Source organism: Streptomyces sp. NBC_00038, from assembly GCF_026343635.1.
Classification (GTDB): Bacteria; Actinomycetota; Actinomycetes; order Streptomycetales; family Streptomycetaceae; genus Streptomyces.
The window spans coordinates 6,123,125-6,134,639 of the sequence record NZ_JAPELQ010000001.1 but is presented as its reverse complement, the minus strand read 5'-3'; the positions used below and the strand labels follow the sequence as shown (position 1 = coordinate 6,134,639).

At 68.6% G+C, this 11,515-nt stretch carries 12 protein-coding genes; 2 read left to right on the top strand and 10 right to left on the bottom strand.

From position 1 onward, the window contains the following. Positions 1–36: 36 nt before the first annotated feature. The 10 genes from OG219_RS27775 to OG219_RS27730 form a co-directional block, all read right to left on the bottom strand. Positions 37–969, bottom strand: coding sequence for a CU044_5270 family protein (locus OG219_RS27775; protein WP_266830908.1), 933 nt, complete (start codon positions 967–969; stop codon positions 37–39). Beyond that, complete coding sequence (locus OG219_RS27770; RefSeq protein ID WP_266830906.1) at positions 966–1,580, bottom strand: RNA polymerase sigma factor; 615 nt, start codon at positions 1,578–1,580, stop codon at positions 966–968. The genes OG219_RS27775 and OG219_RS27770 overlap by 4 nt, the downstream gene beginning before the upstream one ends. Before the next feature lie 86 nt (positions 1,581–1,666). Beyond that, positions 1,667–2,743: a c-type cytochrome biogenesis protein CcsB gene (ccsB, locus tag OG219_RS27765; RefSeq protein ID WP_266830904.1), complete on the bottom strand. Its 1,077-nt coding sequence runs from the start codon at positions 2,741–2,743 to the stop codon at positions 1,667–1,669. Continuing rightward, a complete protein-coding gene (locus OG219_RS27760; RefSeq protein WP_266830902.1) occupies positions 2,740–4,572 on the bottom strand; it encodes a cytochrome c biogenesis protein ResB in 1,833 nt (610 codons plus the stop codon). The genes ccsB and OG219_RS27760 overlap by 4 nt, the downstream gene beginning before the upstream one ends. A 3-nt stretch (positions 4,573–4,575) precedes the next feature. Further along, on the bottom strand, positions 4,576–5,313 hold the full coding sequence (locus tag OG219_RS27755; protein WP_266836254.1) for a cytochrome c biogenesis CcdA family protein: 738 nt from the start codon (positions 5,311–5,313) through the stop codon (positions 4,576–4,578). 51 nt (positions 5,314–5,364) lie between these two features. After that, entirely contained in the window at positions 5,365–6,012 is a 648-nt protein-coding gene (locus OG219_RS27750) for a TlpA disulfide reductase family protein (protein WP_266830900.1), read from the bottom strand. A 66-nt stretch (positions 6,013–6,078) separates the two neighbouring features. After that, complete coding sequence (locus tag OG219_RS27745; protein WP_266830898.1) at positions 6,079–7,356, bottom strand: hypothetical protein; 1,278 nt, start codon at positions 7,354–7,356, stop codon at positions 6,079–6,081. Between the two features lie 202 nt (positions 7,357–7,558). Continuing rightward, complete coding sequence (locus tag OG219_RS27740; RefSeq protein WP_266830896.1) at positions 7,559–8,251, bottom strand: histidine phosphatase family protein; 693 nt, start codon at positions 8,249–8,251, stop codon at positions 7,559–7,561. Further along, positions 8,248–9,564 (bottom strand): glutamate-1-semialdehyde 2,1-aminomutase, encoded by a 1,317-nt coding sequence (gene hemL / locus OG219_RS27735; RefSeq protein ID WP_266830894.1) that lies wholly within the window; start codon positions 9,562–9,564, stop codon positions 8,248–8,250. Before hemL ends, OG219_RS27740 begins: the two co-directional genes overlap by 4 nt. A 371-nt stretch (positions 9,565–9,935) precedes the next feature. Next, the gene (locus OG219_RS27730) at positions 9,936–10,073 is read right to left on the bottom strand and encodes a hypothetical protein (RefSeq protein WP_266830892.1); all 138 of its coding nucleotides are present in this window, start codon (positions 10,071–10,073) and stop codon (positions 9,936–9,938) included. 63 nt (positions 10,074–10,136) lie between these two features. Between OG219_RS27730 and OG219_RS27725 the strand changes: the two genes are divergently transcribed. Continuing rightward, entirely contained in the window at positions 10,137–10,574 is a 438-nt protein-coding gene (locus OG219_RS27725) for a hypothetical protein (protein WP_019061278.1), read from the top strand. A 253-nt stretch (positions 10,575–10,827) separates the two neighbouring features. Continuing rightward, positions 10,828–11,508, top strand: a complete 681-nt coding sequence (locus OG219_RS27720; protein ID WP_266830890.1) for a GAP family protein — start codon at positions 10,828–10,830, stop codon at positions 11,506–11,508. The last annotated feature ends 7 nt before the right edge of the window (positions 11,509–11,515 follow it).

Genomic DNA, 11,515 nt, shown 5'->3' with positions numbered 1-11,515 from the left:
CACCAGCGTGGCCCGTGAGCGGGGGTTTTGCACCCGTTAGGGCCGCTGACCCGCCTTGTCGACGACCGCCCGGTCGAGGATCGCGGTGTTGCTGGTGACGTCGCCCTTCTCGACCCCGCCCGACCAGTCGCTGGTGGCGACCGCGCGCTCACCGAGGAATTCGTGGGTCTTCTTGTCGAAGATCCACTCATCGCGGCTCGGATTGTCCGGGTCGTTGCGCGCGATCGCGATCCCGGGGCGCCCGGCGGCGTCCACCGCGTTGTCGATCACCATCACGCCGGGGATCTTCGCGACGGCCCGGTAGAGCGCAGCACTCACCTCCGGCGGCACGATGGCCTGGCGGATCAGGTCACCGACGAGGACGAACATGGCCTGGCCGGTCTCCTGTCCGCTGTACTTCGGGGCGGTCTCGCGCAGCCAGTCGTACATCTCGTCCGCGTCGGTGGGCAGCGTCGACAGATGGCGGTAGTTGGTGGACACCTCGTAGCCGCGCTCGCCGGGCTTGGGTGCGGGTTCCCCGGCCCACTGCCCGCGGCCCGTCTCCCGGTAGAGCCCCGCCCGGCTTCCGTCCACGGAGTCCCAGCTCTCGAACCGGTGCAGCGGCGGGATCTTCGTCTTCATGCCCTCACCGCTCTGCGAGTACGAGACCTTCGCATCGACGTACACCCACTGGTCGTCGCGGATCGCGCCGAGCGCGTCCTCGTGCTCGGCGGCCAGCGCGACGTTCTCCAGCAGTGCCACGGCCTCCTTGGACGTGGTCGGGGTGCTCTCCCCGGCCGGCAGCGCGACGATCGCCGTCGCCGCCACCACCGCGACGGCCGCCGCGGCGATCGCGGGCCGAAGCCACTTGTTGCCGCTCCGGGCAGGTGCCTGGTCTTCTCGCTCTTCGCGCCGGATCTCGGTCATCAGATGCTCCTTGAGGAGTCGGTGACGGCCCGGCGGAAGGTCCTTCTCGGGAAGCTGGTTCATCGGTTCCCCTCCCTCTTGGGCCCGACCGCGGTGATGCGGTCACCTCTCATCTGTCCGCGTTCTGCGGGGAGTTCCGTGGTTTTGAGATGTTTAGCGAGCTTTGTTCTCGCCCGTGAGAGGCGCGACCGTACGGTGCCGACGGGCACCCCGAGCGCCTCGGCCGCCGCCGCGTAGTCGAGCCCGGACCAGACGCAGAGGGCCAGCACTTCCCGCTCGGCCCGCCGCAGTTCCTGAAGGGCCGCCCGTACGAGGGCCAGTTGCGCCGTGTCGTCGAGGCGCCCGGCGACCTCGTCCGCGAAGTCGCGTACGGCCTCGTCGCGGGGCAGCCGGGCGACGGCGGCCGCGTGTCTTCGGGCCGCGCGGCGCGTGTTGCGCGTGACGTTGGTGGCGATCCCGAGCAGCCAGGGCCGTACCGAACCGCCTTCCTCGTCGAGCTTGTCGCGCAGGCGCCAGGCGTCCAGGAAGGTCAGCGACACCACGTCCTCGGCCTGCGCCCAGTGGCCCGTGAGCCGGAAGGCATGGTTGTAGACGGAGCGCGCGTACGCGTCGAAGAGCTCGCCGAAGGCGTCGTGGTCCCCCGCGCGGATGCGTCTCCGCAGATTCGTATCCACACCCCTGTTCTGTCCGTACGCCGAAGGCCGGTTCCCGTGACTCACGTCACAGGAACCGGCCTTCGCCTCAAGGGATTTGAAGAGACTTACACCCCGGCGTACGAGTGCTTGCCGGTGACGAAGATGTTGACCCCGTAGTAGTTGAAGAGGAAGCAGGCGAAGGCGATCAGCGCGATGTACGCGGCCTTGCGGCCCTTCCAGCCGGCCGTGGCGCGGGCGTGCAGATAGCAGGCGTAGGCGACCCAGGTGATGAACGCCCAGGTCTCCTTGGGGTCCCAGCCCCAGTAGCGGCCCCAGGCGTCGCCCGCCCAGATCGCGCCCGCGATGATCGTGAAGGTCCACAGCGGGAAGACGGCGGCGTTCACGCGGTAGGAGAACTTGTCGAGCGAGGCCGACGCGGGCAGCCGCTCCATGACGGAGGTCGCGAAGCGGCCGGGCTTGCCGCCGGCGGCGAGCTTGCTCTCGTACGAGTCCTTGAAGAGGTACATCAGGGTGGCGACCGCGGCCACGTAGAAGACGGCGCCGCAGAGGATCGCGGTCGAGACGTGGATGTACAGCCAGTACGAGTGGAGCGCGGGAACCAATTGGTCACTGGCGGTGTACAAGACAGTGACGGCGAGACCGAGATCGAGGAGGACCGTGGTGACCAGGGGGAGGCCGAGCCAGCGGATGTTCTTCTTCAGCGCGAGCATCACCAGGTACACCGTGACGGCGACGGTGGAGAAGGTGATGTTGAACTCGTACATGTTGCCCCACGGCGCCCGCTGCACCGACAGAGCGCGGGCGACCACACCGGCCGTCTCGACGGCCCAGGCGACCACGGTGAGGGACACCGCGATACGTCCGTAGAGGTCGCCCTGCACATCCCCGCCGTGCGCGCCGGGCCCGTCCGGCACATCGCGGGCACCGGCCGCGGCCCGGGTGACGACCTTGGGCCGCTCCAGTACCGCGGTGCCGCCCGCCTTCTTCACCGTGACCGCGGGAGCCGCCGCCTTCTGCGGGGAGGTCAGCGCCGCGGCCGTACGGGCGACCTTGCTGCGGCTGCCGAAGATCCACTCGGCGATGTACGTGAAGAAGGCCAGCATGTAGACGGCCATCGCGGAGTAGATCAGCGTGTTGCTGACGTTGGCGAGGTGTTCGTTGGTTGCGGTGGCGAGAGTCATCGCTTCTCAGCCTTTCCGGCGGCAGTTACGGGGGGTTCGGCGTCGGGATCGGGGGCGGCGGGTTCGTCTTCGTCGTGCTTGGTGGGCGCCTGTTCGTGCACGAGCTCGGCCAGGTCGCCGAGTTCCTCGGGGAGCTTCGCGGACTCGCTGCGGCCCAGGCCCGCCATCTCGACGACGGTGACACCGTCGGCGCCGGTGGTGGCCCGCACCCAGACGCGGCGGCGCTGGATGAAGAGCGACCCGGCGAGACCGAAGATCGCGGTGAAGGCTCCGACCAGCGCCCAGTCGCTGCCGGGCTGCTGAGTGACCTGGAAGCCGGCCCACTCCTTGATGTCCTTCTCGAAGGTGATCGAGCCGGCGCCGTTCGGCAGCGTCATGGTCTCGCCGGGCGCCAGCCTCGACTTGAGGATCTCGCCCTTCGAGTCCTTGAACTGCTTCATCTCGGAGGTGTCCAGTTGGTACACGTTCTGCGGAAGGCCCGAGTCGACCCCCAGGCTGCCGTGATACCCGGTCAGCGCGAGCACGGGGTCCTTGAGCGCGGGGAACTGGGAGAACATGTCGCCCGCACCGGCGCCCGCGAAGGTCGGCACGAAGAACGCGGCGAAGCCGAGCTGCTCCTTCTCGCCCTTCGCATTCCGGTAGCCGTCCATCACCTTGATCGCGCCCTGCGAGGTGACGTTCGAGTCGAGGGGCAGCATCGGCACGGGCTCGGAGTAGACGACCTTGCCCTTGCCGTCCCGGACGGTGACGACGGGCGCGTAGCCGTGGCTGACCAGGTAGACCTTCGAGTCGCCGATCTCCAGCGGCTCGTTGACCTTGACGGTGGTCTTCTTCTCCTTGCCGTCGGCGCCCACGCTGTAGGTGATGTCCGCCTGGTAGGTGCGGGGGGTGCCCTTGTTGGGGCCCGTCTCCTCGTACGTACCGGTGAACTTCTTCAGGTCGAAGCTGAACGGCGTGAGGTCGTCGGTGGAGAAGAGGTTGCCGGACTTGAAGTCGTCGTAGGACAGGAGCGTGTTGGAGAAGCCGTCGCCCTCGACGATCAGCTTGTTGCCCTCGGACTTGAAGAGCTGGCCCCAGGCGAAGGCGATCAGCATCACGATCAGTGCGAGGTGGAAGAGCAGGTTGCCGGTCTCGCGCAGATAGCCCTTCTCGGCGGCCACGGCGTTCCCGTCGACGTGCGCCCGGAACCGCCGCTTCTTCAGCACCTTGAGGGCGACCTCGCGGACCTGCTCGGGCTCGGCGTCCGTGCGCCAGGTCGCGTACGCGGGCAGCCGGTTCAGCCGCCTGGGCGCGCCCGGCGGACGGCTGCGAAGCTGCCCCACGAACTGCCAGGTGCGCGGCACGATGCAGCCGATGAGCGAGACGAAGAGAAGGATGTAGATCGCCGAGAACCACACCGAGCTGTAGACGTGGAAAAGTCCGAGCTTGTCGTAGACGGTCCCCAGCACGCTGTGCGCGTCCTTGAAGTCCTGCACCTTCACCGCGTCGGTCCCGGACTGCGGGATCAGCGAGCCTGGGATCGCCCCGAGGGACAGCATGAACAGCAGGAGCAGCGCGACCCGCATGGAGGTCAGCTGCCGCCAGAACCAGCGGGTCCAGCCGGTGATCTCACGCCCGGTCCACGCCAGCCACCCGGCGGCGCCCGGCTTCCGCACGCCGCCGAAGGAGCCGGGGACGACGGTCTCCACCGGGGCGGTGGAGAGCTGGGATCCGGCCGCGCCGAGTTCACCGTCAGCGCTCACGCCGACGTGGCGCTTGGCGGCGGGCGCCGGATCCGTCGCCTCGCCGGTGCCGTCCGCCGCCGTCTTTCCGGTGTCAGTGGTGCTCATGGATCAGATCCCTACCGTGAAGCCTTGGGTCCAGCCCTGCATGTCGTAGACGAGGCTGTCCCACACCCCGGTCAGCAACAGCAGTCCGGTCGCGATCATCATGCCGCCGCCGATGCGCATCACCCACGCATAGTGCCGCTTGACCCAGCCGAAGGCGCCGAGCGCCTTGCGGAAGGCGACAGCGGCGAGGACGAACGGGATGCCGAGACCGGCGCAGTACGCGACAGTCAGTATGGCGGCGCGGCCCGCGCTCGCCTCGTTGAAGGCCAGCGCCTGCACGGAGGCCAGCGTCGGCCCGATGCACGGTGTCCAGCCGATGCCGAAGAGCGCGCCGAGGACGGGGGCGCCGACGAGGCCGGTCGAGGGGCGTGTGTGGAAGCGGAACTCGCGCTGGGTGAGCCAGGGCATCATCCCCATGAAGAAGACGCCCATCAGGATCATGAGCGCGCCGAGCACCTTGGACAGGGTGCTCTGGTGCTCCTGCAGCGTCTGCCCGAAGTACCCGAACAGCGCCCCGCCGGAGACGAACACGACGGTGAAGCCGAGTACGAAGAGGGAAGCGCCCGCGACCATCCGCCCCCGCCGGGCCTCGGCCAGGTCCGTGCCGGTGACCCCGGTGACGTACGAGAGATAGCCGGGCACCAGCGGCAGCACGCACGGCGAGAAGAAGGAGACGAGCCCGCCGAGCACCGCGATCGGCAGTGCGAGGAGCAGGGCTCCGCTGTAGACCGTGGTGTTCATCCCGGGCGTTGCGGCAAGGTCCACGGAGGTGGCGAGAAGGGACACGTCAGGTCACTTCTCCGCGATGACGGGCTCGAGCATCTTGCGCAGGTTCGCTTCGCTGAGCGCCTGCAGCGTGCGGGCCGCGATCTTCCCGTCCCGGTCGATGATGAGCGTGGACGGGATGGCCTGCGGGTTCAGCGTGCCCTTCTTGAAGCGGAGCATCAGCCTGCCCGTCGGGTCGTACAGGCTGGGGTACGTGACCCCCTGCTCCTCCTCGAACGCCTTGGCCAGACTCGTGCTGGCGTCGCGCGTGTTGATGCCGACGAACTGCACGCCCTGGTCCGCCGTGTCCGCGGCGACCTTGACGAAGTTCGGCGCCTCGGCGCGGCACGGCGGGCACCAGGAGCCCCACACGTTGAGGACGACGACCTTGCCCTTGTAGTCGGCGACATCGAGCTGCTTGCCGTCGACGGTCTTCCCGGAGAGGTCGGGTGCGTCGGCCCGCTCGCCCTTGGCGACGGTCGCGATGCCGTCCTTGCCTGCGACGAAGTTGGTGTTGCCCGAGCCCCCGGACGTACCCCCGGAACCGCACGCGGACAGGGCGAGCGCCGCGACGGCGGCCCCGGCGGTCAGCAGGGCGGCACGACTACGGGAACGACTACGAGAACGGCTACGGGTGCGGTTCGAACGCTGGTCGGTGCGGCAGGCAGCACTCATGTGAAAAGTTTCGCATGTCCGTTCCGGGGATCTTGCGCACCCCCCTTGCGGGCGGAAACCCGCATTTCAGGCGGCCTTTTCGGACCCCTTGGAGGACTGTGTGCCGACATCGCCGAGGAAGGCCTTCCAGCCACCGGCCGGCTCCTGCCCCACGTCCAGCGACCGCAACTTGTCCAGCACCTCGGGCTTCTGCACGTCCAGCCAGTCCACGAACTCCCGGAAGGAGACGAGGCGTACGTCCTCGCCCTTCTCCTTCTCCCGCGCGATGTGCTTGAAGGCGTTCTCGACGGCGTCCATGTAGATGCCGCCGTTCCAGTCCTCGAAGTGGTTGCCGATGAAGAAGGGCGCGCGGTTTGTCTCGTATGCCCGCTTGAAGCCCGCGATGTAGGACTGCGTCGCCTGGGTGCGCCAGGCCGGGTAGTTGTACGCGGGGGCCCTGGTCGAGTTGACCGACTGGTTGGCGAGGATGTTGTAGTCCATCGAGAGCACCTCGAAGCTGTGCCCCGGGAAGGGCATCGCCTGGAGCGGCAGGTCCCACAGCCCCTGGTTCTTCCGCGGCCAGCGCTGGACGCCGCCGGGCGAGGAGGCGTCGTAGCGCCAGCCGAGCTCGCGAGCGGTGGGCAGCAGGTTGCTCTGGCCGAGCAGACACGGGGTGCGGCCGCCGATGAGCTCCTTGTCGTAGTCGAAGGGCAGCGCGGGCAGGTCGGTCCAGCCGCTGTTGGTCCGCCACTCCTTGACGAAGGACTTCGCCTGGTCGATCTCGCTGCGCCATTGCGCGGGCGTCCAGTTGGCGACGGTGCCGGTGCCGGCGCAGAAGTGGCCGTTGAAGTGGGTGCCGATCTCGTGGCCCTCGAGCCAGGCCCGGCGGACGAGTTTCAGCGTCGTCCTGATGTGGTCGTCGGTCAGATAACCGATGTCCGAGGCGCCCTTGGGATTGTTGGGCGGCGAGTACATGCGCTTTTTCGACTCGGGCAGCAGATACAGCCCGGAGAGAAAGAAGGTCATGTGGGCGTCATGGTCTGCGGCGAGTTCGAGAAAGCGGGAGAAGAGACCGGTCCCGACCTCTCCGGCACCGTCCCAGGAGAAGATCACGAACTGCGGCGGAGTCTCGCCGGGTTCGAGTGGCACCGGCTCCCCGGGCCGGCCGGGCTGCTTGCCGGTGAAGGCGGTGGAGCCGTCCCCGAGTGGCTTGACCGGGTGCTTCGGTGCACCCGGCTGCCCACTCCGGGAACCGCCGCCCTGCCCCGTGCCCTCTTGCAGTGCGGTACCGCACGCCGTGAGTCCCAGCGCGGCCGCGGCACCCGCCCCGAGGCCGATCATTCCCCTGCGACTGATGTCCCGCATTCCATCCCCGTTTCCTCGCGCCCTCTCGGCCGACTGCCGGCCGGCATCCCATGAGAGGGCGCGAGAAAGACGGGGGTTCCGCCAAACTCGCGCATATTTAGCTGTTTTTACGAAGATACGCTCGGATGGCAGGAATCCATACGCTACGTGACGACGCGTACGCCTTACGGAGAGACGTACGCACTACGCCCGTTACGGACACTTACGCGCCGAACGCCTTGTCCTTCCCCTTCACCGGCTTGGCGCCCGCGAGGAGATGGGCGGGGACCAGGTCGCGGGCGGGCTCGGTGTAGCCCACGGAGACGATCTTGTCGCCGCGGTAGGTGAAGGTCGTCAGGGACGCCAGCGTGCACTGGCGCTTGCGCGGGTCGTGCCACAGCCGGCGCCGCTCCACGTAGGAGCGCACGATCCAGATGGGCAACTGGTGCGAGACACACACCGCCTCATGCCCGCGGGCCGCGTCCTTGGCGGCGTCCAGCGCCCCCATCATCCGTACGACCTGGTCCACGTACGGCTCGCCCCAGGACGGCTTGAAGGGGTTGACCAGGTGCTTCCAGTTCTCGGGCCGCCGCAGCGCGCCGTCCCCCACACCGAAGGTCTTGCCCTGGAAGACGTTGCCCGCCTCGATGAGCCGCCCGTCGGTCGCCAGGTCGAGCCCGTGCGCCTTGGCGATGGGCGTCGCGGTCTCCTGCGCCCGCTCCAGCGGCGAGGCCACGACATGCGTGACGTCCCGCGAGGAGAGGTGCTCGGCGACCCGGTCGGCCATCTGCCGCCCGAGCTCGGAGAGGTGGTAGTCGGGCAGCCGTCCATACAGCACGCCGTCCGGGTTGGCGACCTCACCGTGCCGCATCACATGTACGACGGTGATGGCGCTGTCGTCGTTGCGCTCGCTCATGCCGTGGCCTCCGCTGCTGCCCGTGCCGCCGCCGGAAGGGCGTCGGCGATCCGCTGAATCGCCCGTTCGTCGTGGGCGGTGGAGACGAACCAGGACTCGAACGACGACGGCGGCAGATACACACCCTGCGCCAGCATCGACTGGAAGAACGCGGTGAACCGGAAGGACTCCTGCGCCTTCGCGCCCTCGTAGTCGCGCACCTCACGCCCGGTGAAGAAGACGGAGAACATGTTGGAGGCGTTCTGCAGCCGGTGGGCCACGCCTTCCTTGCTGAGCGCGTCCGTGACGAGCGCCCGGATCTGCTCGGAGACCGCGTCGACCTTCTCGTACGCCGCGTCGTCGAGCAGTCGCAACTGCGCGAGCCCGGCGGCGGTGGCGACGGGGTTCCCGGACAGGGTGCCCGCCTGGTACACCGGCCCGGCAGGCGCCAGGTGCCCCATGATGTCGGCCCGTCCACCGAAAGCGGCGGCCGGGAAGCCGCCGCCCATGACCTTGCCGAAGGTCATGAGGTCGGGCTTGACCCCGTCGATGCCGTACCAGCCGGCCTTGCTGGTCCGGAACCCCGTCATGACCTCGTCGGAGATGAACAGGGCGCCGTTCTTGGCGCAGGCGTCCTTCAGTCCCTGGTTGAACCCGGGCCGCGGCGGAACGACGCCCATGTTCCCGGGCGAGGCCTCGGTGATCACGCAGGCGATCTCGCCGGGGTGCGCGTGGAAGGCGGCGTTCACGGCTTCGAGGTCGTTGTAGGGCAGGACGATGGTGTCGCCGGCCTGGGCCCCGGTGACGCCGGGGGTGTCGGGCAGCGCGAACGTCGCCACCCCGCTCCCCGCCGCCGCGAGCAGCGAATCGACGTGACCGTGGTAGCACCCGGCGAACTTGATCACCTTCGCGCGCCGGGTGAATCCCCGGGCGAGCCGGATGGCGGACATGGTCGCCTCGGTCCCGCTGGAGACCAGGCGGACCTGCTCGACGGGCTCGACACGGGCGACGATCTCCTCGGCGAGGGCGACCTCGCCCTCACCGGGCGTACCGAAGGACGTACCGCGGGATACGGCGTCCTGGATCGCGGCGATGACGTCGGGCTGAGAATGCCCGAGAATCATCGGCCCCCAGGAACAAACGAGGTCGACGTACTCCCTCCCGTCGGCATCGGTCAGGTAGGGACCGTTACCGGACACCATGAACCGGGGCGTACCGCCCACGGCGCGGAACGCGCGCACGGGAGAGTTCACGCCACCTGGTGTGACGAGAGACGCACGGTCGAATAGCGACTGCGAGACTGGGGCTTCATAGGGATAAGGCAGTTCGGTCATGACCTGCGACGTCTCCGACTCCGGGGGGCTAGTGACCTACTCAGGGTAGGCCAGCGGCTTCGGGCCATCGCGGGCGAGAGAGCGCGGCGGCGCGGGTACCGGACCGGACCCCCTTGAACGCGGGCGCCCGGCTTCACGTACGGAAGATCCCAGCCATCGCACGTCCGGCGGGCCCGTTCTCGGTACGACAAACGGGCTGCGGCCGCCGGCCATCTGCGAAACTGGGGCCTGGTACGGACAGCTCACATGAACGATGGTGTTCAGAGGCCGCGAAGATCCTGCGGACAGGTGTTTCAGCGCACGTTTCGGCGTGCGGCCGTGGGGGAGGTCACTGTCACGATGATCGGGTTGCGTGACGGGGGTCGCGCGCCTTAGAAAAGCAGTCGGGTGGAGATATGCATCGCGGTGGCGGACTGGGCGAGGGGACCGATGACCTCGGTCCTCGGCGTGCCCGCGGGGGAAAGCACCGACGCGAGGCGGAGGAAGCGGCCGAGGCCAGAGCCGGCCATGAGCCCGAGCGTGCCGACCGCAGGGTCGAGCGGCTGGGGGCAGGGAGCGGGAATGGTGGCCGGGTGGGGGTGACGTACAAATACTTCGGCGCGCCCGACGGCGCGACGGCAGCCCGCGTCCCGATCTCGATGCGCCCCGAAGAACTCGGCGGCGACGAACTCGGCATGAACGGCATGTTCACCAAGATCAAGCCGGAAACCATGGCCGCCATGGTCCTCACCGGCATAGAAGGCGTCCCCCTCAACAAGGTGCCCCCGCTCGAGCTCGTCGTCCTCCACCCCGACTACGCCGTGGTCAAGCTCCCCATGACCGTCGTCGATCCGCTTCGGGGGATCGGAGAGGAAGCGGTGGGTGCGGCCGCGTTCATCTGGTCGACGGTGCCGGACCGGGGTGGGCCCCGGGACGCGTTCAACGTGTATCAACTGCTGCACGAGTGGCAGGACTTCAGCCACCGCCTGCATGAGGCGGGGCATCAGCCTTACTGCCTTGTCTGGCCGTGAGCCGGGGTTCTGCCGGTAGTAGATCCAAGGCTTCCTCCTGAGCTGCGCAGGTCTCGGCGAGACGACGCCGGGCACCACGGGCGCGAGGAAGGTTCCCGCGGCTCCACCTTGGGGGTTCCCACTCAAGTGGCGAGTGACTTCGGCCAGGGTGATGATCACCAGAAGGCCATGAACAAGATCCTCGCCTAGGACCTCGTCCAGGAGCCGGACCTCGTACCCATGCTGTGCCGCACAAGGTCTCCGGAGGTCGCCCATGGGGGACGCCATCGGGCAGATGCTGGCACCGGCAGTCGGCATCGCCATCAGTCCCGTTCCTCTGATCGCCATGGTGCTCATGCTGGCCACGCCGCGCGGGCGGACCAACGGCGTCGTCTTCACTGTGGGCTGGATCGTGTCGCTGTCCCTCCTGGTGACCGCGGTCGTCCTGCTGAGTGCGGGTGCGGACGCCGCAGGACACGATGACGGCCCGGCGTCCTGGACGTACTGGCTGAAGCTGGCGTTCGGCGTGCTGTTCCTGCTGCTCGGCGCCAGGCAGTGGCGGGGCAGGCCCAGGGATGGGCACGGTGGCGGGACGCCCGGCTGGATGAGGACGATCGACGCCTTCACCCCCGCCAAGGCGGCCGGCCTCGCGGTGGCGCTGGCCGTCGCCAACCCGAAGAACCTGGTCCTGGCCGTCAGCGGTGCCGTGTCCATCGCGGGCTCCGACGCGACGGCGGCCGGCAGGACGGTCGCCGTCGTCCTGATGGTGCTCATCGCCTCCCTCTGCACCCTGGCGCCCCTCGCCGTCTACCTCTTGGGCGGAGACCGCTCGGCCCAGGTGCTCGGCGGGTGGAAGGACTGGATGACAGAGCACAACGCCGCCGTCATGGCGACGCTGCTGATCGTCCTCGGCGCCAAGTACGTCGGCGACGCGGTGAGCGGGCTCACGGGCTGATGGGCCT